This is a genomic window from Clostridium sp. D46t1_190503_E9 (assembly GCF_015555225.1).
Classification (GTDB): Bacteria; Bacillota; Clostridia; order Clostridiales; family Clostridiaceae; genus Clostridium.
Map to the genome: position 1 here is coordinate 63,098 of NZ_JADNKB010000009.1, position 24,809 is coordinate 87,906.

Below are 24,809 nucleotides of genomic sequence, written 5' to 3' on the forward strand. Positions count from 1 at the left end.
CCCATATTATTTATTTCTAAACTTAACTATGACACTTAATGGTATAGTCACATCTGAGTATCCTTTTTTCTTATTTAAAACTAGCGAAATTTCCAAGCCTGTAGTTTCTTTAAAATTCCCTTTTGGATTCATTCTATAATCTAAAGGCCTAACTTTAAATTCTGTAACATTAGATGATAATATTTTAGGAAGATTTAATTTAGAGTCTGTAACTTCATCCCCATCTTTATTAACTTTCTTTAAAGTTAATTTATTATTTCTCTTATCATATATAAATGTAAAATACTCTTCCCCAATTTTATACCTTAATTCAGTAACATCTAATTTTCCGTTACTATCTATTGAGCCCTCATAATTATATTTATTAGTATCTTTAATAGTAACATTATTCAGCTTACTTATTCCTTCTGCTTGTGTCCCATATAGTAATAATTCCTTTTGAATCGCTTCTGATTCTAATTGCAAATCAGAATTGATTTCTGTTTTTGCTAATGTTTTGCTATTACTAAAGAAAAAGGTGTAAACTACTCCAAGCACTACAACTGTTAGACTTAATGTAAGTATAAGTTCTAATACAGTAAACCCTTTTGCTTTTTTTCTCATAATTCCACCTCTTCTATTTAACAATTCTCCATAATGATTTTGTGAGGAATTTATCAACACTATAAAGCTCTGAAGCTGAAGTAACTTTTACTTCTTCTCTATCACCTTGTGATTTTACAAATATGTCTTTTAATAAATCATGATTTAAAGCTAAAATACTTCTTACAACTTGTGGATCATAAGTTATATTTTTTTCTCCCTCGCCTTTTAAAATTATATTCCCTGTAGTTATTATATTTCCTGTAAAATTAAACTCACCTTCTATTGTTATATCTCCATTAGTTATTATTAACCCCTTATTTATAGTTTGTCCGTTATATTTATTATCTTTTATTTTAATATTGCCATTTTGCTTACCTTTTAAAATTACTATACCTTCACTTGTATTGAAAGGTTTATTCTCAACACTTGAAATCTTACTGAAATCAATTTGATTATCAACAGATCTCTTAACTTCTTGTCCATCATACAGGTTTTCATATCCTGTAGCATCCCCCATAGCAAATACATTTCTTGCAAATTCATTTCTTTTCTCATTTACTATACCTATATCACTATCACTTATATTAGATTTTTGAACGTTTCCTTTACTATCTTTAACACTTGCTCCAACAGATTTAACTATTCCTTTAAGCTTAACACCACCATCATTAAAACTATAAGAATTATTTTTAGAATAATACTCTGAGAAATAATTTGCCTTCATAGCCGCATCAGATTGTCCATTTTTACTTTCTAATAGCTGTAACGGTGAATAATATTTTAAAGTAACATTTGTAGCTCCATTTAATAAATCCTCAACATCAGTATAAGCTAGATAATTTCCCTTTACTGCTACTGATTCTCCTGTTTGATATTTATTTCCACTTTCATCTGTTGCATTTAAATAAGCAACTCCCATAATATAAGAATCCTTATTTACTGTAATTGTAGAAGTTTTACTTATATCATTTACAATAATACTACTAGAATTTAAAGCTTTATCTGCTGTTGAAAAATCAACTACTTTCTTAACTGTTTTATCATTAATCCCATAAAAATTATTTTTTATTACTATATTGCTATTTGTAGCATTTAAAGCTAAATCATTATTTACAATAACATTATTTCCAAAGGTTACATTATTTGATTTTGAAACATTTGAATTTATAGACTTTCCTACATAAATATTTTTAGCAAATATATCTCCATTTACTGTGCTTTGTGCATTATTATTTAAATGATAAGTATTTGCTGTGTATATATCTCCATTAATATTAAAGCTTGTATTATCTAGCTTTATTCCTCCTATATACTTTTCAAAAGTGTACTCTGGTTTTTCTCCTAAATTATTATTTCCCTTTATCCATATATCACCACTTATATTTACAACGCTTTTATTTACTAAGCTTTCAACATTCATATTTCCATCTGCTATTATTGCTTTTCCATCAAAAACTGGATAAATATTTATTGAAGTTATTTCTGAATTGTATTCTGGAGCTACCACTTTAAAAGTAGTAGAAATTGTTTTTTTATTTTTTAATTCTCCTTCAGCATTTTCAAAGGTTGAATTAACTTTTATTGTAATACTGTCATCTTTCTTAAAATCGTAACCCTTCACTGGTATCTCTATTTTAAATGTATCTTTTTTATTATCTACTGCAGACTCAAATTCTAAAGTTCCACTTTCTAGTATTGATTTTATATACTTCTTTTCAATTATTAAGTATTGTAAAATATCCAAATCTACTCCACTAAGTTTCTGTTTGTTTTTTTCAGTTAAAAATTCAAAAAAATACTTGCGGAAGATTTTGTCTAAGTTTTCCTTGGTTCTATCTTTCTCTTCTAACTTTGTAAATTCCTTTTTAACTTCTTTATCTGCATATTTTATGGCTTCTTGTGAGGTTTTTATTATTATATTTTCAACTACATCTAGACCTGAATCTGCTTCATAAAGGTTTTGAATCTTTTTACTTTGATTTATTCTCATCTTATAATCATTTGCTGTAACTGCTAATATAGTAGTTCCTGTCATAAATATAATTGCCATTACTACAACTACTATTACAAAGGTAGATCCTTTTTTCTTTTTTCTAGCCTTCATCTATAATTCACCTCCATAAACCTATTTTATATTCACATTTTTACTTGAAGAGCCTTCAAATAAAGTATTATTTTCACTATCTTTAACTATAACTTTATAGTTATACATATCCGCTACTGGATTTTCTTCTATTTGCTTTTCTTCATATAAAATAACATCCCCAATGCTTGAGTATATCTTAAACTTAGAATAATTATTATCACCACTTATTAAATGAATTTCTACTATTTCTTCTGTGTTATTTTTGAATTCTATGTTTACATTTCGAGAAAATCCCTCTTTAATATATAAAACAATAGTATTATTATCTGCTTTCGTTTTATTAACAGTTACTAAAGGTGTAGATTCATTTTTTTTATATACAATTAGGTTATTTGAGTTCTTATCTAATTCCATTATTAATTCATTTGAAACAGCATAACTATTGTCAGGGTTATCTTCTATTTTAATTACATTGTTGTTACTACTATCTCTAAGAAAATTAAGTATAAAAGCTGCATTATTATTTTTATCTAGGTTATTTACATTTTCATATTGAAAATTCAAATCCTTTTCTAGCTTAACTTCAACATTATAAAGATTGTCATCTTTTCCTGCTGACTCAGAAGCACCTCCATATATAGTTCTTTCAAAGCTTCCTTTAAAGGTATTCCCAGTTGAATCCGCCTTTAAATCCTGAATTATTTCATCCCCATCTAAAAGTTCAAAATATTTTTTTCCAGCATCATTCTTTAAAGTTATTTTATCGTAAGCCTTTAGCTCTTCTAAAACCTTTTGTCCAATATAACTTGCTTTTTGTCTGTACTCTGCACTTATATTATTTTTTAAGCTAGACATTACTAAACCTGATAAAGGTACTATTAATATTGATAAAAGGGCAACACTAATTATTACCTCAATTAATGTCATCCCTTTCTTTGCTTTTACTTTATTATTTTTCATATTAACACCTACTTCTTAGTAACATTTACAGTATTACCTTCACTTGTTACTGAAACTCTAGGATTTGAAGTATCATCATCTTTAACTATGATTTCAACCTTTTTAGATGTATTATTAACTACTTTTAACTTTATTCCTGAATTGTCTGAGCTTTCTCCCCTTTTTTCACTCATTATTTCAAAAACTATATCATCAGATTTTGAGGTAAACTCTTTCCCCTCTGAAGAATTGTCTTTAGGATAATATGAATCAGCTGTTTTATACTTATAATATGTTTTTCCTTCTGCTTCATCAAAGATTATTTCCACTTCTTCAACCTTATCATTATCTGAATAAATATAACTTTCCCTTGATTCATCCTTAGCTCTACCAATAGTTACTGTAGGTAGTTCAGATAAAGATGATCTTAGCATCATCACAAAATCATTAATATCTTCTTTATTGTTTTGTTCCTCTATAGTAGATGCATAAGCTCCACTTGCTGCTCCACTACTAAATAAAATTTCTTTTCCATATACATTGTTTAATGTCCAAAGTAAATATTGCATGTCTTCATCTGATAATTTAGGCACTGCATGGAATTCTAAGTTCATGACTCCAGTTAGCTCTTCTTGTGATTTTGATGATATTGATATATTAGTAATTACTATTTTTCTCTCATAGTTTTGTACTGATGATATGAACTTCTTTAAGGCTTCATAGCTTCCTGAAAAATTTATTGCAACTTTAAGTTGTTCTGATGTTGCACCATTTTGTTCAGGTGATACTTCTTGAGAATCTTGAGATGCTTGTCCTCCATTACTTTCAGTAGATGTATTATTTTCGTTATTAGCTTCTACATTACTACTTTCATCTTTTGTTACATCTCCTGAATATTCATCTACTATGGCTTTTAATGAACTTTCTTCCTTTTGAATTTCTGGTGATACCATTTTTTCTACAGATGATACTTCTATAGGGCTAAATGCAATATTTCCCTTAAGACCACTATCATTTAGTAATTTATCTAGTTCAATTATTATTTTTTCTTGCATTATTGTTGGGTATAAATTTTTAGATTTATCAAGAACTGTTGATTTTAATATCTTTAAATTTTCTTCTTTAGAATCTAGATTTGATATATTCTCCATTACATCTTCATATCTTTGTTCAACTTGATTTTTTTCAGTTCTTTTAGTAGCTAATTTCCCAACTTGCTTAGTATAGATAAATTGATAATAAACAAAACATATTAATACAGTTAATAAAATTCCTATTAAATATTTTTCTCTCTTACTTATATTCATTTTACTCAACATCCTTTAATACACATTTTATATCAAAAGTATAAATTTCATCCCCTGATATTCCCCCAATATACACATCTTGTATATTATCTAGTTTCTTTAAGTTATGTTCTATTTCCCCTATTGCAACTCTACTTGTTGAAACAGCTTGAATAGAAATTTCTGTATTAGTTATGTTTATACTATTAAATGTTACTTCCGTTGGTAATGTTGCACTCAATTTATCTAATAATTCTGTGGTTACAACTTCTCTAGTTTTTAATGAACCTACTATTTTACTAAGCTCATTATCATATCTATTTAAGATATCATCTTTTCTACTAATATCATCCCATTTAGCTATCTTTTCTTTGATATCCTCTTGATTTAACTTTTCATTATAATTTTTTATCTTACTATTTAATAAAATTATATTTGTACTATTCCAAGCCAAGCTTCCAACTATAACTACAGATAAAAAACCTACTAAGGAGTAAACATAAATATTCTTATTTTTTTGTTCTTTTTTCTGACCTTGATAAGGTGCAAAAAAGTTCATATCTTTTATCATATAATGTCCTCCTTACAATCTTATAATTGCGCCTATGGCATTTAAATATTGACCAAGATTTTCATTTATTAAATCCTTAGATGTTATATCTATATTTCTTATTTCATCTATTTTAACAGTATCAATTGATAACTTACTTTTCATATATAAATTAATATTATTTAAATTTGATAAGCCTCCATAAATATATATTTTATCTATACTTGTATTAGATTTATTACTATAGAATTGAAGTATTCTTTCTAATTCTTCTAGTATTTCATCAACAGCTTTTTTTATAGTTATGTTTGAAATATCTTTATCATCATCACTCAAAAGATTTCCTTCCTTTATCTTTATAGATTCTGTTGATTTTATTGACATATTCAAGCTTTGGCTTAAGGCATAATCTATATTATCCCCACCAGACTTTATCATTCTTGTAAAATCTAATTTACCATTTTTAAATATTGCCACATTAATAGAGGTTGCTCCCATATCAACAAAAGCAACAGTACCTCCCATAACTTGTCCATTATTTGATGTGTAATCAGCATAATTAGCTATCTTATTTACAGAATTATAAGTTACATCTAATGCATATGGATTTAACTCTAATGAATTTACTACACTGTAATATGCAAAAGCCATTCTTTCTGGAAATGAAGTTACATTTATTTTTAGCTTTGCTCCTGCATCATCAACAATTTCATCTAAAACTATAAATTGAATTATGTAATCATCTAAATTTATAGGTAAATATTGTTGTATTTCATATCTAATTACAGTTTCCATTTCATCTTCTTGAACTAAAGGTATTACAATATCTCTATTTATTATTGAAGATGAATTAGTTGTAAACACTACATCCTTAGCTTTTATACCGTTTTCCTTTATTATAAAATCCAAAACATCTATAACCCCTTGAAGATTTATTACTTTTCCATCTGCAATACATCCTTCAGGCGTTGGTATTTGAATTGCTTTACTTAAACTAAGCCTATTTTTTTGAAACTTACCTTCCACTAATTTTATAGAGTTAGTTCCTAAATCTATAGATAAAACAGCCTTTGATCTTTCTTTAGACTTACTTTTCTTTTCAGTTTTATTTCCTTTATAAGAAGAATTCAAATCCTCAGAGTTTTCCTTCTTAAAAAACTTCCCTATGTCTTTTACATCCATACTACTTATTTCTTTTAACTTGGATAAATTGAACTTTTTACTTGGCATTAAATCACCCCACGATACAATTGATAATGGACAATGGATAATTGATAATTAAGGTTGATTTTTAGTTGATCTAAAAATCTTTTGTATGGGCAAAATGCAGATTTTGTCTGCATTTTGCTTTTATTAACACATTAATTAACATCAGTAGCTGCTGCTGGGAAAAATTCTTTAGTTCCTACTAAAACTTTTACTCCTCCCTTTGAATCAATTGTAACTGTGAAATTACTTTGTCCTGTAACACTTTTAGCAGTTGGAACATTTTGAAGATATTCTTCAATTTTATCCTCATCTGTAGTGGCAGGATTAGCTGTAGTAGAATTAATTGTTAAAGTCTTTGCAGTTGTTGTTAACTCTATTTTCCCATCTGCTACTAATGTACTAGCTGCATTTGCTATAGTCTTAGCATTCGCTACATCTGTTTTCACATTAGCATTTTTTCTTACTTCACCAAACTTAGGAATAGCTATTGCCGCTAATATAGCTATAATTGCTATAACAATGATAAGTTCAATAAGTGTAAAGCCTTTCTTTTTTTTCTTGTTTTTTAAATTGTTAACCATGTAAATTCCTCCTTGATTTTTTAAATTTATATTAAATTTTTCAATTTAAACCTAACTTAATAATGAAAAAATTATGGTTATGATTCACCTTCGTTAAATTATTAAAAAATTTTATAAAAAAATCCCTTAAGGATTTTTATCCTCAATTCTTTTATTCTTTTAATTTTTTCATTCTTTCATTAATAAATTGCTTAGCAATTTATTACATCTCAGTGTACATATTAAACATTGGAAGCATTATTGAAATTACTATTCCACCAATGACTACTCCCATAATGACTATCAACAATGGTTCTATCATTGATGTAGTTGTTTGAATGGCTTGTTCAACTTCATCATCATAGAAATCTGCTGTTTTGTTTAAAATATCATCTAGTGAACCTGATTCTTCTCCTATTTTTATCATTGATGAAAGCATTTTAGGGAAGATATTATTTTCTCTTATTGGAGCACTTAAGCCATCTCCTCTTACTACTCTTTCTCTTATTTTTAAAATTGCATCTTCTGCTATTTTATTTTCTAGCACTCCTGCAACTGTTGGTAAAGCTTGCACCAAAGATACACCAGATGCTAATAATGTTGATAATGTTCTTGTAAACCTTGAAACAATTATCTTTTTATTTAAAGCCCCTATTATGGGAAGTTTTAACTTTAACTTACTTATATTCACTATTCCACTTGGACTTTTTTTGTAAATATTAAATAGTATAACTATAATTGCTACAGCTATTAATATAAAAATTAAGTTATTGCTTAAAAACTTACTTGTCCCAAGCATTATTTTTGTTATTAAAGGAAGTTCTATTCCCTCTCCTTCAAACATTTCTACAAACGTAGGCATCACAAATGTCATAATAAACACAACAGCTACCACAGCTACTATACTTAAGATGCTTGGATATGTCATGGCTGATTTAACCTTATTATTGATCTTATTTTCTTTTTCAAAATGGACAGACATTCTAAGCATCATTTCATCAATATTTCCACTAACTTCGCCAGACTCTACCATACTTATTAAAAGCTGTGGAAAATACTTTTTATGTTTTGCCATTGATTCTGATAAAAGTTCTCCTTTTTTAACATCATCTTCTATTATAGATAGAAGTTCTCTTAACTTTTTATTGGGAATTTCATTAGATAAGATATTTAAACAAGTAGTTATTGTAACTCCAGCATCTAGCATTGTGTAAAATTGTCTACAGAAAATTGCTAAATCCTTTGTTGTTACTTTTTCAAAAAATTTAAACTCAATTTGTTTACTTTCAATTATTTCTTCTATTATTAGGGGATAATATCCACTTGAAGTTATCATATTTATTACATCATCTCTGGAACTCCCTTCAAATTTTCCTTCTATCTTAGTTCCATCATTTTTCATAGCCCTATATTTAAATTTTTTCATAACTTCTTATCACCCCTTATATATCCCTTAATAAAGTTATAGTTGCAAGTTCTTCTATAGTAGTTATTCCATCCAAAACTAGCTTTTTACATTCATCCGCAAGTGTTGTCATTCCATGTTTTATAGATATATCCTTTAAGATATTTGCATCCCTAGTTCTATTTATTGCATCTCTATGTTCTCTTGTTATTTCCATTATTTCATATACACCTATTCGACCATTATACCCAGTATTATTACAATGGCCACATCCCTTACCCCTATATAATTTTAAGGTATCATTATTTCTTATATTAAATGCATGTTTTTCGTAATCTGAAGCTATATATTCTTCTTTACAATTGTTACATATTTTTTTTACTAATCTTTGAGCAATTATTCCAGAAATTGAAGTTGCAACTAAGTAAGGTTCAACTCCCATATCAACTAATCTAGTCATAGATGATGGAGCATCATTAGTGTGGAGTGTGCTTAAAACCAAATGTCCTGTAATAGCTGCTTTTATAGCTATTTGAGCAGTTTCCTCATCTCTTATTTCCCCTATCATCACTATATCTGGATCCTGTCTTAAAATACTCCTAAGTCCACTAGCAAATGTTAATCCAGCCTTAGTATTTACATTAACTTGATTAATACCATTTAATGTATATTCAACAGGGTCTTCTATTGTAACTATATTTACATTGTTAGAGTTAAGTTCACTTAAAATTGTATAAAGAGTTGTGGATTTTCCACTTCCTGTTGGTCCAGTAACAAGTACTATTCCATGAGGGCTAGATACTATATTATCTAGTTTCTTAAGATTATCTTTACTTAAACCAAGCCTTTCTTTACCTAACCTATAATTATCCCTATTTAAAATTCTTATTACTACTTTTTCACCATTTACAGTTGGTAAAATGGACACTCTAAGATCTACATCTGTCTTTCCAACCTTAGTTATTATTCTTCCATCTTGAGGTATCCTTTTTTCAGCTATATTTAAATTTGCAAGTATTTTTATTCTAGTTATTAATGGTGCTAAGCTTTCTATTCCAAGAGTATTTATAGTTGTAAGCTCACCATCAATTCTATATCTTATTCTTATTTCCTTTTCATATGGTTCTATATGTATATCTGATGCCCTCATTTCAATTGAATTTCTAAATAAATGCTCTATCATTTTCACAACTGGAGCATTTTTTACATCATCAATTTCTTCTACATCTAACGATATACTTTTTGACTCTAAAGTTTCCTTTAACAGTTCTTCTGCCGCCTTGTTAACTTCTTCAGTACTATAATTTATTTGAACAAATTTATGAATGTCTTTTTTAGGTGCAATAAATGTCTTAACGCTTAAACCTGTTGATATAGAAATATCATCTATTGCAAATATATTTAATGGATCTGCTAGTGCAACCATTATTTTTTCTTCTTCAAATCCAAATGCTATTAAATTATATTTATTACAAAGATTTTGAGGTACTATCTTAATGGCCTTTTTATCAAAATTAACATTATTCAAATCAATTTTCTTAATTCCAGTTTGAGTTTCTATAGCATCTATAATATCTTCTTCTGAAACAATTCCACTTTCAATTAGAACTTCACCTAATTTTTTACCTAAAAGCTTTTGTGCTTTTAATGCATTTTGAAGTTGAAAAGGAGTTATTTTTTCTGCCATTACTAAAATATCTCCAAGTCTTTTCTTTTGAACTATAGCCATAAACTCCGCTCCTATGTTTAATTTTAATTTTATTTGTTAAAAAATTTCCTTTTTTGACCATTTAGTTTACTTATTTTAATATTAATATAGCTATATTGCTTTTTCAATCAGAATATAAACTTAAATTAAATTCACTTTTTAAAATAAAAAATTTAAATATAACGACAATAATTCCTTTCCTATGAAAATGTACACAATTGAACCAATAGCTATGTATGGTCCAAAAGCAATTTCTGATTTTCTATCCTTTAATTTAAATAATAATATTATTGCTGCTACTAATCCCCCTAGAATAACAGCTATAAATAAACTAACTAAAATACCTTTAATTCCTAAAAAAAACCCACAAAATCCTGCAATCTCTGCGTCACCTTGTCCCATCCCTTTTGTGACTATTACTATCAAATATATAATTCCATATCCAATAACTCCACCTAATAGATTATTAACAATACTTGCATCTTTAGTATATAATCCTATTAATATATAAATAGCAGCAAGTACTACTCCAAAAATAGTAGTAGATGAATATATATATTTACACTCTAAATCTATATAAGATATAACAATTAATAAAGAAGTCAAAAGACTATAAAATACAAAACTTAAGCTTAATCCAAATCTTAAAAATATTAATAAATACAATACTCCATTCAACAATTCAACTAGCGGATATTTTATAGATATCTTTTCCCCACACTTTCTGCATTTTCCTTTTAAAAATAAATAACTTATTATAGGAATAAGATCTACTGCTTTAAGCTCATATCCACAACTTGTACAATGTGATGGTGGAAAAGCAATAGATTCCTCTCTAGGTATTCTATAAATGCATACATTTAAAAAACTTCCTATACACAACCCTATTATTAATATCAAAATTTCCATAATAACCTCCTTAAAGTTATAAACTAATATATTTATTTGTCATTATATAAGCATTTCTTTTACACTTTTAATTTTAAACTTTTTAAGAATTAAATAAATGAATTATACTATTGAATTATATTATACTTATAAGTTATATAATGAGTTTTAAAACCCTCATGTTATTCAAATATTATCCATTAATTGTATTTTTTAGTCAATATTAAATTTTTATTTCGGTTATAAAACAAAAAAATCGGATAAAAGTACTATTTTATACTTAATATCCGATATCTTTATATTTAATATAAGCTAAATTCCCCTAATTCTCTTTTATTACCCTTAAAAATTGTCCATCTTTATTGATTTCAAAGTCTAATTCATTATTTATAATTTGATTTGCTTCTTCTATAGTTAAATCTTTTATTTTATTTAAATCTTCTGGATTATTTATGTATTTATTTATTGAATCTAGCTTTTCGTTATTATTTGCTTCTATAGTTTTTATAGAGTCTGTATTAGAAAATTCAACTTTATCACTTATTTCAGTTGTTTCTACTGCTAGAACAAATTCCCTCATAATAGATTTTACTTCAGCCTTTTTTGAGTCAATAGAATACTTTTTAAAACTAGGTACTAATATAGCTACTAATATTCCTATTATTACTACTACTGCAATTAAATCAAATATAGTAAACTTACCCTTTCTTTTTCTATTCATATTACCTTCCATATTGTACCTCCAAAGTTTTTTCTTTATTCCTCTTTTTGTTTATTATACATTATAAATTATAATATCTTAATGCACTTAAAATCAATATAAAGGTTATATTTATTATATATCAAATATATTTTGAATTAACTTTAAAATCTTGAACTTTAAAATCTTGAACTTTGTACTATTTTAAACATAAAAAAAGGAACTTAGAATCCCTAAGTTCCTAAATTTAAAATTTATTAGTACATTCCGTCCATTCCCATTCCTGGTGCTCCTGGCATTGGAGCTTCTTTTTGAGGAATTTCAACAACAGCAGCTTCTGTTGTTAAGAATGTTGATGCTACTGACGCAGCATTTTGAAGTGCTGATCTTGTAACCTTAGTTGGATCGACTATACCAGCTTTAATCATGTTTACATATTCTCCATTTAATGCATCATAACCCATTCCAGCTTCACAGTTTTTAACATGTTCTATAATAACTGAACCTTCAACACCTGCATTAGTTGCAATTTGTCTCATTGGTTCTTCTAATGATCTTGTTATTATATTAATACCAACTTGTGTATCTGGAACATTTGAAGTTACCTTAGCTACTTCATTAATTATATTTGCATAAGCAGCACCACCACCTGGTACTATACCTTCTTCAACAGCTGCTTTTGTTGCTGCTAAAGCATCTTCTATTCTTAATTTCTTTTCTTTTAATTCTGTTTCTGTTGCCGCACCAACTTTAATTACTGCAACTCCACCAGCTAGCTTAGCTAATCTTTCAGTTAATTTTTCTTTATCAAATTCTGAAGAAGTTTCTTCGATTTGAGCTTTTATTTGTGATACTCTTTCTTTAATAGCTTCACTATTTCCTCTTCCATTAACTATTGTAGTATTTTCTTTTGTAACTTTGATGCTTTCACATTGTCCAAGCATATCTAAAGTCACTTCTTTTATGTCTATTCCAAGCTCTTCTGATATAACTGTTCCACCTGTTAATATAGCTATATCTTGAAGCATTTCTTTTCTTCTATCTCCAAAGCCTGGAGCTTTTACAGCTACACATGTGAAAGTTCCTCTTAATTTATTAACTACTAATGTAGTCATTGCATCGCCTTCAACATCTTCAGCTATTATAAGTAATTTCTTTCCTTGTTGAACTATTTGTTCAAGTATTGGAAGTAACTCTTGAATATTTGAAATCTTTTTATCAGCAATTAATATTAATGGGTTGTCTAAAACTGCTTCCATTTTTTCTGTATCAGTTACCATGTATGCTGATACATATCCTCTATCAAATTGCATTCCTTCAACAACGTCTAATTCAGTTCCCATTGATTTTGATTCTTCAACAGTAATAACGCCTTCATTTCCTACCTTTTCCATGGCATCAGAAATTAGCTTACCTACTTCTTCATCAGCTGCTGAAATAGCTGCAACTCTAGCTATATCTTCTTTACCGTTAACAGGCTTAGAAATCTTCTTTATTTCTTCAACAGCCTTATCTACAGCCATTTTAATACCATTTCTAATTAGTATTGGGTTTGATCCAGCAGTAACATTCTTTAAGCCTTCTCTTATAATTGCTTGTGCTAAAAGAGTTGCTGTAGTAGTACCATCCCCTGCAACATCATTAGTCTTAGTTGCAACTTCTTTAACTAATTGTGCTCCCATATTTTCATATGGATCTTCTAATTCAATTTCTCTTGCTATAGAAACACCATCATTAGTTATAAGTGGTGCTCCAAACTTTTTATCTAAAACTACATTTCTTCCTTTTGGTCCTAATGTAACCTTAACTGTATCTGCTAACGTATCAACACCAACTTGCATTGCTCTTCTTGCGTCTTCACTAAACTTAATCATTTTTGCCATTATTCTTTCCTCCCTTATTCAACTATTGCTAAAATATCATCTTGTTTTAAAATAGTATATTCTTCACCCTCAACCTTAACTTCTGTACCTGCATATTTTGAATAAAGTACTTTATCTCCAACTTTAACTTCCATTGCTATTCTATTTCCATCAACTATAGCTCCTGGTCCAACAGCTACAACTTCTGCCTCTTGTGGTCTTTCCTTTGCTGTCCCTGTTAAAACTATTCCACTTTTAGTTGTTTCTTCTGCTTCTAACTTCTTTATTACTACCCTATCTGCTAGTGGCTTAATGTTCATAAAAAAATCCCTCCTATTTATATCTATAAATTTAATTACCCTTTTATATTAGCACTCACCATAGATAAGTGCTAACAAATTTATGATAATCTTTTAGTTTGTATTTTTCAAATGTTACCTAATATATTATTACCCTATATATTATAAATATTACCACTTCTCATTAATTATTTTCCATTTTCTCAAGCTTTTATTTATTTTCTTCATTTTATACATGTATTTATTTAAATTATTTTTTCATTTAATTTAAATTATTTTTCTTTGACACAGAATCCTAAAAATATCCAAAATATTGGTGCTACCATTATTACACTAATATTAAAAAATGATTGTACTAAATACCCTATTAGCGTTAGTAAGAGTAACTTAGATAAATCATTTCTAATACTTTTAATCAGATTATATATTATTACTCCAATTAATAATAGGTAAGCTATTAAATTAAATATCCCATTACTAACTGCATATTCTAAAAATTCATTATGTGATTTATCTATATAAGCACCATGCTTATTTATATACTCTCTATGACTTTCACTATACTGTGAATCCAATCTATATTTTAATGTATCAGGCCCCCACCCTATAAACGGATGATCTTTAAATGCATTCCATGATATGTTTAATATTTCAATTCTACCACTATCCTCAACTTTTGTTATACCAGTTTCATCAATTACAATGCTGTTAGTTGCACGCCCAATAATCTTACAATTAGTAGATAAATTTAATAATAAAAAAATACTTAAAAATGATATAAATACAACCACTGATTTTTTTATTCTCTTTTTATCTTTTATTATAAAAATTAATCCAATAAGTGAATAAACTAAAAAAGCTAGCCACCCACTACGAGTTAATGTAGTGATTAATGACCCAAATAATATAATTGAATATATTAAATATCTTTTTCCTTCATAAAAAATATAAATTGCCATACTTATAAATAAAAATATACATAAATATGATGAAAAAAAGTTTCTATTTCCTATCATTCCAATAGAATCACTTACTGATATAAATCCAAACATCCAAAACTGTACAGGATCTATGTTATAAAATTGAAGTATCCCATATATACCCATGACACATGAAGAAATTAATACTAGATTTATAAGTTTTTCATTTATAACAAAATATTTAGAAGATAGTATAAAAAGTAGAATATAAATGCAATACATTACGAAGCCTTCATTCCGTTGAATATTGCCAATAAAAGCTACATATTTCTGTGGTGATAATATACTTGGAATTAACATAGTTAACATAAACACTAATGCTATCTTATGCTCAATATTAAATTCTGTTACCTTTAATCCAATTAATGCAATAATAGAAATTACACCAACTACGTAAAGAAATATCATCTTACCAATTACATATCTAGGTGATGATACATTTACAACTATGAATGGCATTATAACTATCACAGAATATAAGCTTATGTTCACTAAAATTTTAAAATCAATTTCTTTTGTAAGAGCTCCCCTTACTTTTTTATTTATACTTTCCATCCTAACACCCACTGGTAGAGATTGCGAAAATAAAGCCTACGATAACTTATATTTTCCCACTTCAAACCATTAAATTAAGAATTATCCTCATTAATGATATGTATTAAATTGGAGATTTTATTATAATGAGAAACTACAATTCTTATTTAAGATATCTAAGATGGCGTTAAGAATTTTTATTGTCTGAGCGCAGCGAGTTATAAAAATTTAGTCATCTTAGATATCTTAAATTTAGAATTGTATTCGAAATTATATAAAAATCGGAAAGTTAATACATATCATTAGGTTTAATTCTCAATTTATAACTATCTTTCTAAGTTTACATTCTTATATTCATCAAGGGTTTCATTATCTATTACAGCTTTCTTTGTGGCTTGAGCATTTATCTTATTGAAAACACCTTTAGCCTTAAATGGTGTCACTAGGGCTCCTGCCCCATTTATACAACCACCTTCACACATCATACCTTCAATAAAGTTTCCTTGTAATTTGCCTATTTTTGCCATAGTCATTGTTTTCTTTATTTCTATTCCTCCAGATACTTTTACTGGATTAAAGTTTACTTCTAACCCTTGGCTTCTTATATAATTTTCTATAGCTGCAGTTAATCCTCCATGTGCTCCGAATCCTCTTCCATATATAGAAGCATCATCAACTACATCTTCATCACAACTATCTATATCTACTTCAAAAGCACTAAATAATGCTAGTAATTCTTCAAACGTTAAAACATAATCTACTGCATCCCTTACAGATTCTCTAACAGCTTCACTCTTTTTAGCAGTACATGGTCCAATAAATACAACTTTTGCATCTGGATCATTATGCTTTATAAATCTTGCTGTTGCTATCATTGGAGAAACTGTACCTGATACTTTTTCTACTTCTGATGGGAACATCTTCTCTACATAACTTAAGAAACCAGGGCAACAAGAATTTGTCATATAATTTTGTCCATTTTCTAATCTTTCTAAAAATTCTCCGCTTTCATGAACAGTCACAGCATCTGCTCCACAGGCTGCTTCAATCATATCTACAAAACCTAATTTCTTAATTGCATTTTTTATTTTTCCATATGGCGTTTTTGCTCCAAATTGACCAGTTATAGCAGGTGCTACTACAGCATACATCTTTCTTCCTCTTGCAAGCCTCTTTGCTATAGGAACTATTAAGCTCTTATCAGAAATAGCTCCAAAAGGACACGCGCTCATACAACTTCCACAATTAACACATGTTTCTTCCTTTATCATTGCTCTTCTATCATCTGGATTTATATCTAAAGCTCCTGTAGGGCATACTCTCTTACAAGGTCTCATAACTTCTGCAATTGCATCATAAGGACATGCCTTTTTGCACATTCCACACTCCTTGCAAATTTCTTGGTTTATGTATGCTCTTCCAGCAACATAAGTTATAGCTCCAAAATTACAAGCCTCATGACATTTATGAGCTAAACAATTTCTACAAGAATCTGTAACACTGTATTTATTTATTGGGCATCTATCACAAGCTGCTTCAATAACGTATATTATTTGATCATCTTCTTTGATATCAACAAATTCATCTTCCACATTATCTCCATTAGCTAAATATCCTGCAGCCAATTTTGCTCTTTCTAAAACAATAGCTCTTTCCTTATATACGCAACATCTATACATAGCTTTATCGCCCTTAATAATTTCATAAGGAATCTTTTCTATTGATTCTGTGGTTAAATTACCATCTTTAGCTAACTTAGCAACTTCTGTTAGCACCTCATGCTTAAGTTTCTTTAACTGAGTTTCAAATTGAAACATACCAAAATCCTCCTATCTAATAAAATAAAACCAATACTCCCCAGTACCATTATACCAGTAAATTTATACCAATTCGTTAAATTCTAAATATTCTGAAAATTATTTTGGATAAAAACACTTATATATGAAAGAAAATAATATGTCAGCATACGCCTTCATATTATTTCCTCTCAAATACATTATTACATTTTTATCTAAAAGCTAATTTAATTAAGCTTTTCCATTACTTCCACAAACCATTATTTTATGAGAAACTATATTCTTCATTGCTTCTTTCCCAGGTGTCATATATTTTCTTGGGTCATTAGCATCTGGATGATCATTGAAGAATTTTTTTACTGCATCAGAAAATGGTATTTTTAAATCTGTTGCTACATTCACCTTACATATTCCAAGAGAAATTGCTTTCTTTACTAAATCGTCTGGTACATCTGATGCCCCATGTAAAACTAGAGGAACATCTACCATATCTCTTATTTCCTTTAATCTATCAAAATCAAGCTTTGCGCCACCCTTATATAATCCATGCGCTGTTCCTATTGCTATTGCTAATGAATCTATTCCTGTTTTCTCAACAAATTCTTTTGCTTGCTTTGGATTAGTGTACATAGCATCTTTTTCATCTACTACTAAATCATCTTCTTGTCCACCTAATCTTCCAAGTTCAGCTTCTACTGTAGCATCAAATTTATGAGCATATTCAACTACTTCTTTGACAATCTTTATATTAGTTTCATAATCTGAATGTGATGCATCTATCATTGTTGATTTGAATCCTAAATCTACATAATGCTTTATTTCTTCTACATCTTCAAAATGATCTAAATGTATAGCTATTGGAATATTATATTTTTCTGCTGCAACCTCTGCCATAGATACTATATATTCTCCACCTGCATAAAGTATTGTTGATGGTGTTCCCGCTAAAATAACTGGTGATTTTAATTCAGCTGCTGTATCTACAACTACTTGTAGAGTTTCTAAGTTATGAATATTAAATGCTGGTACAGCATATCCTTCTCTTTGAGCTTTTTTTAACATTTCTCTTGTTGATAATATTTTCATAATCTACCTCAACTCCTATTAATAAATTTTTATATTCTGTCTTCTTGATTAAATTCATCTTTAGTTTTTGTTTTCATAAAAAAAGCTTATTTATTATATTTATGAATGACTACACCTTTAACAACTCTGTTAACTGTTCCATCAGGTCTTGGATTGTCAGGTGAAATTCCTAATTTAAGTGAATTAAATAATCCAAACATTTGTCCAAATAACATATAATTAAATACTGTATAAACTTCAGGAATTACTTGTCCATCTATTTCTATATATTTATCACATATATTATTTAACTCTGAATTCTTTTCATAACTTATTACAGCTAATTTATGATTTCCTGAATCAGAGTTTATTTCTCTAATAAGGTCCATATCATAAAGATTTGTGTATTTATTAGTAGAATTCATAAATATTACTAAAGTATTATCATTTATTATTGATTTTGGGCCATGTCTAAATCCTAATACTGATTCACAAACTGTAGTTATTTTACCACTAGTTAGCTCTAGATTTTTTAAAGCCATTTCTTGGCATAATCCTTTTAATATACCTGATCCTAAATAAACTACTCTTGATGCATTTAAATCAACTAACTCCTTTATATCCTTCCACTTATTGTTTAAAATTGAATTTCCTTGATTAATCACTATATCTAAATATTTTTTATTTTCTTCTAAATTATTAATATCAAATACTAATAATGATGCTAATAGCATACAGCTAAAAGAACTTGTCATTGCAAAACTCTTATCATTTGAAAGCTCAGGCATTAATATACAAAGGTTGTTATTACTTCCTTCTGCTTTCTTAGCAAGCTCTCCATCCTTATTACATGTAATTACTAACTGTGATATATCTTTTACATTTTCCTGAAATAAATCAAAAGCTCCAACACTTTCAGGACTGTTTCCTGATCTTGCATATGATACTAAAATTGTTGGTATATCTTCTTCAATAAATTCATAAGGATTTGATACTAAATCTGTTGTAGCAATTGCTTCTACTCTTAAGTTTAATTTTTTTGCTAAATATAGATAAATTGTATCTCCAACATAATCTGAAGTTCCTGCTCCAGTTAAAATTATTCTAGTATTATCTTTTAATCTTCTAGTAAAAAAACTTTTTATTTTCTCTTCATTTTCTTTTATTATATTGTACGTTTCTCCCCATAACTTAGGTTGCTGACTTATTTCTGTAGCTGTATAAGTTGCCCTAAGCTCCTTAAGTTTTTCATTATCCATTCCAAAAAACATTTTAATACCTCCTGCACCTGTTAATGTAATCATTAATATTAATGTTATTTTTTATTTTTATCATTTAATGTACACTTAAAATTACCCACTATAGATATATTCACATGTACTTTATTACCTATCACCTTTAATAAAAACACTTACATTTTAAGCTTTTTTAATTTTACTAAAGGCAATAACATTTATAATACCTATATAGAGGCAATATACTGCACCTAATATACTTAAAGCTAAAAATATTACGTTAAAGTTTTGTTGTATTGCATTTATTACAATAAGAACACTTAATAAAGCATAAGCACAAGCTTTCATCACTATTTTTTCTTTTTCATTGCTTCTGACTATACTTTCTAGCATTGATGTCTTACGTTCTCTCTTAAAGTTTTTAATTACCTTTAATTGTTTTAAAAAGATAAATCTAAAATATAGTTCTACTATCGCTACTACTCCAATACCAATTAAAAAAGTATTTTGTAAAGATTTAAAATAATCTCCTAATAAAATCATAACGATAAATATAATTGAGTATCTATGATAAAATACCTTAAACTTTTGCTCTATTTGTTTAGATACAATATATCCATTTTTGTCAAAGAAATTATAATAAACAGCTTCTCCATAAAGATCCAAATATATATTATTCCCAGCTAAATTAACAAAATCTTTTTTCACTATAACATCGCCTTTCCTAAACAATATGTTTGATATACTGAATAGTCATCATTTATAATTACTAAATCACTATCATATCCAACCCCTATCCTTCCCTTGCGCTTATCAACACCTAAGCATTTGGCTGGATTAATAGTGCATGAATTAATAGCATAATTAAACGGTACCATAGCTTCTTCAACTAATATTCTTAAACCATCATTCATCCTCAATGTAGAGCCCGCTAGACCCTTTGTTTCTATTAAATGTGCACTTCCATCTTCATAAATTTCTATTTCATTTCCACCAAAAATAAATTTAGTACCTGGCTCAAACCCTTTTGCCATTAGAGCATCCGTAATCATAATCCCATAATCAGGTCCCTTTGCATTAAAGAAATTATACAAAGCTGTGGTAGTAGAGTGATTTCCATCACAAATTATTTCTCCATACATTCCTTTAACCCTTAGTGCTACTCCAACTAATCCATTTTTTCTATGATTAAATGGAGTCATCCCATTATATACATGAGTTTGTGACCTAGCTCCATGAGCAAAAGCAAATATTGCATCTTCATATGTAGATGCCGAATGGCCTATACTTACCACTATGTTATTTTTAAATAAATATTCTGTAAGTGAGTAATCCTCATCTATTTCAGTAGCTAAAGTTACATATTTTATTAATCCTTTTGCTGCCTTTTGATAGGATTGAAATTCTTTAATGGTAGGTTTAACTATATATTCTTTGGGCTGAGCACCTTTGTATTCCATATCAAGATAAGGGCCTTCAAAATGAATCCCTAATATTTCTGCTCCTTCATATCCATTTTCAACTACATTTGCAACATTTCTTAGAGCTTCAAGAAGTACTTCTTTACTTTGAGTTATAGTAGTAGGTAGTATCGAGGTAACCCCTTCGCTTACTATACCCTTTGTCCAATTTTTCAAACCTTTTTCATTTGCATCATTTGTATCAAATCCATATGCCCCATGACAATGAATATCTATAAAACCTGGTAAAATCCTCTTGCTGCCATAATCATAAGCATCTACCTTTTCATTGTAAGCATAGATATTGACTATTTTATTATCATCAATCTCAATTTGAGCTGGAATAAATTGATCAGCAATCCATACTTTTTTACTTTGTATTAACACATGGCATACCTCCTAAATTAACTTAATCTCATTATACATAAGTTTATCCAGCTAATATTTGCACTTTTGAACATATATCTTATATCTTTTACCACACTTATTGAATTTAAATAACTCTACATTATAATTATAATTATCAATATGTACAAACTATTTTGGGAGATGATAAAATGATAGGATTAATAATTAGCGGACATGGTAACTTTGCATCAGGATTGCACACCTCCTTAAAGTTAATTGCAGGAGAACCTTCTAATATAGAATACGTTGACTTTGAGGAAGCAGATTCTATAGAAGATTTAAAGAAAAAATATTATACTTCATTAAAAAATTTAAGTAATTGTGATAACGTTTTAGCCCTTAGTGATTTACCTGGGGGATCACCCTTTAAAACATTAGTAGAAGTTAAAATGGAAATAGACAAGCCCATGGAAGTAATTTGCGGTACTAATTTACCTATGCTTCTTGAAATATCCATGACTAAGGATATTATAGATGATTTATATTCATTATCTGAATCAGCTATAGATGTAGGTAAAAATGGTATTATAAAATATGAATTCATAGCTCATGAAGATAATGAAAGTGAGGATGGTATCTAAAATGATAAATTGGGAAGTAGTTATATGGACATGTATCACTGTTGCTGTATTATTAGGGATTGGAGCCTTAATACTACTATTTATATCTGCTAAAAACATAAAAAAAAGAACCTCTGAACTAAAGGAAGTTCATCTTGAATTAAAACCTGGAATGAAAATAATGTTCTGTGGTGGAATTTATGGAAAAATAGTATCTGTAAAAGAAGAACAAGTAGAAGTTGAAATTGCTAAAAATACAGTAATAACTATATCTAGATATTCAATTCAAAATATTCTATAAAATATAAGCGCTATATCAAAATAAATTTTTATATTAGACTATAAAAATGGAAGTTCGAATTAGAACTTCCATTTTTTTGCACATATAAATAATATACAAAAATTTCTTTTCAAATTTGAAAGTGCCCTCAAGTAAGTAAAAATCAATGGTTTAAAAGGCGGTCGCGAAACGCGACCCCCTTTATAAAAATAAGAGATTAACTTTTTAAAGCAATAAAAAACTTACTTGAAATTGAATAAATTTTATATTAAATAGATTTCTCAGACTGCGCCTTTTCTTCTTATTTAAATAAAGTTTGAGCATATTCGCTAGGACTTATTTCATAATGTTGTGTAAAGGCTCTTGAAAAGTAATGTATTGAGTTAAATCCTAACATAAATGCTATTTCACTAATAGTATATTTATTTTCTTTAATTAACTGCTTACTCTTAGCTAATTTTAAATCATTGATATATTTCTTCGGAGATATATTTAAATTATTTTTAAATAAAGTTTGCAATGATGATCTGGAAACTGAAAATCTTTCACAAAGTTCTCCTATACCTATTGGAGATTCAACATTCTTATTAATATATTCTATTATTCTTTCCAATAGTTCATCTTGAAAATGCTGATATGATTCTTTGGGCAATTTGCTATCATCCACCTCTAAATAATCGTATTGAAACAATCTAATTATAATTTCATGAAAATTGCTCAAAATAAGATTTTCTGAATATGGTATTGTATTTGATGATATATTTTTTGCAAAAGTTCTTACTGCATTATATAATTCCTTTCTACAATGAAATATCCTATTACATATTGAGCTATCATCATCAGATTCCATATCAAAAATAATTGTTAAATATGAACAAGATGAATCGCTATTTACAGATTGAGTATGAAATTGATTCTTTCCATATATAACCAAGTCATATGGATTTAATGTATAATCAACGCCATCAATAGATGTATTTAAAACTCCATTATCCACAAATGTTAATTCATATAAATTATGCCTTTCACCCTTAAATTTATAATTTGGACTTTTAATTGTATAGTAATATGCTATTATTTCTGGAATATTTATAGTCGGTAATATTCTATTATAAACATATGGTTTATTTAAAAATTCAAGTTTAAGGTTGTACCCTAATGGTATTATCAAATTAAAAGTAGTTTGAGATGTCATAGAAATAACATTAAAATACATATTAGGCTTTATCTCCAGCTTTCTATGAATTGCAAAAAGCTTGAAATTACCATTACTTGAATCACTTATTAGTATAGCCGCCATTCCTTCAACAACTTCTATATATACTGCTTCTGAAAAATTATATAAACTAGAAATAACCTTATCACTAGTTACAATTTGCTTTAATATCAAATTTTCCTTCTCTACATCTTTAGCTTCATCATAAATAAAACCATACTTTTTAAACTCAACATTTGTTGTTTTATCATACACAATAAATCACCTCACTATAAATTCATAACTTCATTTTAAATGTAACTTTTTATTATTTTTAATCAATATTAATTTAATATAGTAGATGTATGTAAAAAATAGGATATAAATTTTACTATTTTATTTAGAGAAGCACCTTAAATTTCAACCATAATGATTAAGACCTTAATTAAAATACTATATGCTTTCAATTTTGTTTATTTACTTAGGATAAATCTATTAACTTTTAATCATATAACAGTATAGTGATAAAGATAATTAGTTGAAACATATATAAATAAATATATGTATATATTACCACTTAAATTACACATTTTCAAAACCCCTGTGTAAACGTTGTTAAAAAGAATAAATTAAACACCAAAAAGTATAAAGATTATTATTTATATTAATTATATAATATCCTTGTATTCAATCAAAATAAATTGTTTACATAAAAGGGGGTGAGAATATGCCAAATATTATATTAACAAGAATAGACAATAGATTAATTCATGGACAAGTTGCAACTCAATGGTGTGGTTCTATTGGTGCAAACTTGATTCTAGTTGCAAATGACGTTGTGGCTGAAGATAAATTAAGACAAGGCCTAATGGATATGGCAGCACCATCTTACGCTTCAACTAGATATTGGACAATTGAAAAAACTATAACTACTATTCATAAAGCTAGTGCTAAACAACTTATATTTATAGTTTGTGAAACTCCTGCAGATGTATTAAAACTTGTTGAAGGTGGTGTCCCAATAAAAAAAGTTAATATTGGAAACATGCACATGGCAGAAGGAAAAAGACAAGTTGCTGGCTCTGTTGCAGTAAATGACAAAGATGTAGAAGCATTCAAAAGGTTAAAGGAATTAGGAGTAGAGCTTGAAATAAGAAGAGTCCCTACTGAAAATTCAGAAAGTACTGATAAGATATTTAAATAATTAAATAATACGGGG

General features: G+C 27.9%; 23 protein-coding genes. 3 read left to right on the forward strand and 20 right to left on the reverse strand.

Annotation, left to right across the window (positions count from 1 at the left end; all coding sequences use genetic code 11):
• Nucleotides 1–6: 6 nt before the first annotated feature.
• The 19 genes from I2E83_RS11560 to nagA form a co-directional block, all read right to left on the reverse strand.
• Nucleotides 7–603: a type II secretion system protein gene (locus I2E83_RS11560; RefSeq protein WP_195429912.1), complete on the reverse strand. Its 597-nt coding sequence runs from the start codon at nt 601–603 to the stop codon at nt 7–9.
• Nucleotides 604–616: 13 nt separating this feature from the next.
• A complete protein-coding gene (locus tag I2E83_RS11565) occupies nt 617–2,689 on the reverse strand; it encodes a hypothetical protein (protein ID WP_195429915.1) in 2,073 nt (690 codons plus the stop codon).
• A gap of 21 nt (nt 2,690–2,710) precedes the next feature.
• Entirely contained in the window at nt 2,711–3,631 is a 921-nt protein-coding gene (locus I2E83_RS11570) for a prepilin-type N-terminal cleavage/methylation domain-containing protein (protein WP_195429917.1), read from the reverse strand.
• A gap of 8 nt (nt 3,632–3,639) precedes the next feature.
• Complete coding sequence (gene pilO, locus I2E83_RS11575; RefSeq protein ID WP_195429919.1) at nt 3,640–4,917, reverse strand: type 4a pilus biogenesis protein PilO; 1,278 nt, start codon at nt 4,915–4,917, stop codon at nt 3,640–3,642.
• A 1-nt stretch (nt 4,918) separates the two neighbouring features.
• Nucleotides 4,919–5,467: a PilN domain-containing protein gene (locus I2E83_RS11580; protein ID WP_195429921.1), complete on the reverse strand. Its 549-nt coding sequence runs from the start codon at nt 5,465–5,467 to the stop codon at nt 4,919–4,921.
• A 12-nt stretch (nt 5,468–5,479) separates the two neighbouring features.
• On the reverse strand, nt 5,480–6,676 hold the full coding sequence (pilM, locus tag I2E83_RS11585) for a type IV pilus assembly protein PilM (protein WP_195429922.1): 1,197 nt from the start codon (nt 6,674–6,676) through the stop codon (nt 5,480–5,482).
• A gap of 131 nt (nt 6,677–6,807) precedes the next feature.
• The gene (locus I2E83_RS18180) at nt 6,808–7,236 is read right to left on the reverse strand and encodes a prepilin-type N-terminal cleavage/methylation domain-containing protein (RefSeq protein WP_195429923.1); all 429 of its coding nucleotides are present in this window, start codon (nt 7,234–7,236) and stop codon (nt 6,808–6,810) included.
• Between the two features lie 202 nt (nt 7,237–7,438).
• Entirely contained in the window at nt 7,439–8,641 is a 1,203-nt protein-coding gene (locus tag I2E83_RS11595) for a type II secretion system F family protein (protein ID WP_195429924.1), read from the reverse strand.
• 16 nt (nt 8,642–8,657) lie between these two features.
• Nucleotides 8,658–10,349: a GspE/PulE family protein gene (locus I2E83_RS11600; protein WP_195429925.1), complete on the reverse strand. Its 1,692-nt coding sequence runs from the start codon at nt 10,347–10,349 to the stop codon at nt 8,658–8,660.
• Between the two features lie 138 nt (nt 10,350–10,487).
• Nucleotides 10,488–11,237 (reverse strand): A24 family peptidase, encoded by a 750-nt coding sequence (locus I2E83_RS11605; protein ID WP_195429926.1) that lies wholly within the window; start codon nt 11,235–11,237, stop codon nt 10,488–10,490.
• A gap of 301 nt (nt 11,238–11,538) precedes the next feature.
• Nucleotides 11,539–11,949, reverse strand: coding sequence for a type II secretion system protein (locus tag I2E83_RS11610; protein ID WP_195429927.1), 411 nt, complete (start codon nt 11,947–11,949; stop codon nt 11,539–11,541).
• Nucleotides 11,950–12,173: 224 nt separating this feature from the next.
• Entirely contained in the window at nt 12,174–13,799 is a 1,626-nt protein-coding gene (gene groL / locus I2E83_RS11615) for a chaperonin GroEL (protein ID WP_195266670.1), read from the reverse strand.
• Between the two features lie 14 nt (nt 13,800–13,813).
• Complete coding sequence (gene groES, locus I2E83_RS11620) at nt 13,814–14,098, reverse strand: co-chaperone GroES (protein ID WP_008680972.1); 285 nt, start codon at nt 14,096–14,098, stop codon at nt 13,814–13,816.
• Nucleotides 14,099–14,349: 251 nt separating this feature from the next.
• Nucleotides 14,350–15,612, reverse strand: coding sequence for an O-antigen ligase family protein (locus I2E83_RS11625; RefSeq protein ID WP_195429928.1), 1,263 nt, complete (start codon nt 15,610–15,612; stop codon nt 14,350–14,352).
• A gap of 305 nt (nt 15,613–15,917) precedes the next feature.
• Nucleotides 15,918–17,408: a 4Fe-4S dicluster domain-containing protein gene (locus I2E83_RS11630; RefSeq protein WP_195429929.1), complete on the reverse strand. Its 1,491-nt coding sequence runs from the start codon at nt 17,406–17,408 to the stop codon at nt 15,918–15,920.
• Between the two features lie 210 nt (nt 17,409–17,618).
• The gene (locus I2E83_RS11635; protein WP_308463892.1) at nt 17,619–18,476 is read right to left on the reverse strand and encodes a tagatose bisphosphate family class II aldolase; all 858 of its coding nucleotides are present in this window, start codon (nt 18,474–18,476) and stop codon (nt 17,619–17,621) included.
• Nucleotides 18,477–18,559: 83 nt separating this feature from the next.
• Nucleotides 18,560–19,723, reverse strand: coding sequence for an SIS domain-containing protein (locus I2E83_RS11640; RefSeq protein WP_195429931.1), 1,164 nt, complete (start codon nt 19,721–19,723; stop codon nt 18,560–18,562).
• Between the two features lie 147 nt (nt 19,724–19,870).
• The gene (locus I2E83_RS11645) at nt 19,871–20,395 is read right to left on the reverse strand and encodes a hypothetical protein (RefSeq protein WP_195266680.1); all 525 of its coding nucleotides are present in this window, start codon (nt 20,393–20,395) and stop codon (nt 19,871–19,873) included.
• The gene (gene nagA, locus I2E83_RS11650; protein WP_195266682.1) at nt 20,395–21,534 is read right to left on the reverse strand and encodes an N-acetylglucosamine-6-phosphate deacetylase; all 1,140 of its coding nucleotides are present in this window, start codon (nt 21,532–21,534) and stop codon (nt 20,395–20,397) included. The genes I2E83_RS11645 and nagA overlap by 1 nt, the downstream gene beginning before the upstream one ends.
• Before the next feature lie 170 nt (nt 21,535–21,704).
• On the opposite strand from nagA, the gene I2E83_RS11655 reads away from it, so the two are divergent.
• Together I2E83_RS11655 and yajC are read left to right on the forward strand one after the other, a co-directional pair.
• On the forward strand, nt 21,705–22,136 hold the full coding sequence (locus I2E83_RS11655) for a PTS sugar transporter subunit IIA (RefSeq protein WP_195266684.1): 432 nt from the start codon (nt 21,705–21,707) through the stop codon (nt 22,134–22,136).
• A gap of 1 nt (nt 22,137) precedes the next feature.
• Entirely contained in the window at nt 22,138–22,416 is a 279-nt protein-coding gene (gene yajC, locus I2E83_RS11660) for a preprotein translocase subunit YajC (RefSeq protein ID WP_243242203.1), read from the forward strand.
• Between the two features lie 280 nt (nt 22,417–22,696).
• Here yajC and I2E83_RS18240 read toward each other — a convergent pair whose 3' ends face one another.
• Nucleotides 22,697–23,866 carry an AraC family transcriptional regulator gene (locus I2E83_RS18240; protein ID WP_195266688.1) on the reverse strand — a complete coding sequence of 390 codons (1,170 nt, stop codon included), beginning with the start codon at nt 23,864–23,866 and terminating at the stop codon, nt 22,697–22,699.
• 451 nt (nt 23,867–24,317) lie between these two features.
• On the opposite strand from I2E83_RS18240, the gene agaV reads away from it, so the two are divergent.
• On the forward strand, nt 24,318–24,794 hold the full coding sequence (agaV, locus tag I2E83_RS11670; protein ID WP_195266690.1) for a PTS N-acetylgalactosamine transporter subunit IIB: 477 nt from the start codon (nt 24,318–24,320) through the stop codon (nt 24,792–24,794).
• The last annotated feature ends 15 nt before the right edge of the window (nt 24,795–24,809 follow it).

Excerpts from the sequence above, each read along its gene's own strand:
- I2E83_RS11560 (WP_195429912.1), bottom strand. The coding sequence starts at position 603 with ATGAGAAAAAAAGCAAAAGGGTTTACTGTATTAGAACTTATACTTACA.
- I2E83_RS11565 (WP_195429915.1), bottom strand. The coding sequence starts at position 2,689 with ATGAAGGCTAGAAAAAAGAAAAAAGGATCTACCTTTGTAATAGTAGTT.
- I2E83_RS11570 (WP_195429917.1), bottom strand. The coding sequence starts at position 3,631 with ATGAAAAATAATAAAGTAAAAGCAAAGAAAGGGATGACATTAATTGAG.
- pilO (WP_195429919.1), bottom strand. The coding sequence starts at position 4,917 with ATGAATATAAGTAAGAGAGAAAAATATTTAATAGGAATTTTATTAACT.
- I2E83_RS11580 (WP_195429921.1), bottom strand. The coding sequence starts at position 5,467 with ATGATAAAAGATATGAACTTTTTTGCACCTTATCAAGGTCAGAAAAAA.
- pilM (WP_195429922.1), bottom strand. The coding sequence starts at position 6,676 with ATGCCAAGTAAAAAGTTCAATTTATCCAAGTTAAAAGAAATAAGTAGT.
- I2E83_RS18180 (WP_195429923.1), bottom strand. The coding sequence starts at position 7,236 with ATGGTTAACAATTTAAAAAACAAGAAAAAAAAGAAAGGCTTTACACTT.
- I2E83_RS11595 (WP_195429924.1), bottom strand. The coding sequence starts at position 8,641 with ATGAAAAAATTTAAATATAGGGCTATGAAAAATGATGGAACTAAGATA.
- I2E83_RS11600 (WP_195429925.1), bottom strand. The coding sequence starts at position 10,349 with ATGGCTATAGTTCAAAAGAAAAGACTTGGAGATATTTTAGTAATGGCA.
- I2E83_RS11605 (WP_195429926.1), bottom strand. The coding sequence starts at position 11,237 with ATGGAAATTTTGATATTAATAATAGGGTTGTGTATAGGAAGTTTTTTA.
- I2E83_RS11610 (WP_195429927.1), bottom strand. The coding sequence starts at position 11,949 with ATGGAAGGTAATATGAATAGAAAAAGAAAGGGTAAGTTTACTATATTT.
- groL (WP_195266670.1), bottom strand. The coding sequence starts at position 13,799 with ATGGCAAAAATGATTAAGTTTAGTGAAGACGCAAGAAGAGCAATGCAA.
- groES (WP_008680972.1), bottom strand. The coding sequence starts at position 14,098 with ATGAACATTAAGCCACTAGCAGATAGGGTAGTAATAAAGAAGTTAGAA.
- I2E83_RS11625 (WP_195429928.1), bottom strand. The coding sequence starts at position 15,612 with ATGGAAAGTATAAATAAAAAAGTAAGGGGAGCTCTTACAAAAGAAATT.
- I2E83_RS11630 (WP_195429929.1), bottom strand. The coding sequence starts at position 17,408 with ATGTTTCAATTTGAAACTCAGTTAAAGAAACTTAAGCATGAGGTGCTA.
- I2E83_RS11640 (WP_195429931.1), bottom strand. The coding sequence starts at position 19,723 with ATGTTTTTTGGAATGGATAATGAAAAACTTAAGGAGCTTAGGGCAACT.
- I2E83_RS11655 (WP_195266684.1), top strand. The coding sequence starts at position 21,705 with ATGATAGGATTAATAATTAGCGGACATGGTAACTTTGCATCAGGATTG.
- yajC (WP_243242203.1), top strand. The coding sequence starts at position 22,138 with ATGATAAATTGGGAAGTAGTTATATGGACATGTATCACTGTTGCTGTA.
- agaV (WP_195266690.1), top strand. The coding sequence starts at position 24,318 with ATGCCAAATATTATATTAACAAGAATAGACAATAGATTAATTCATGGA.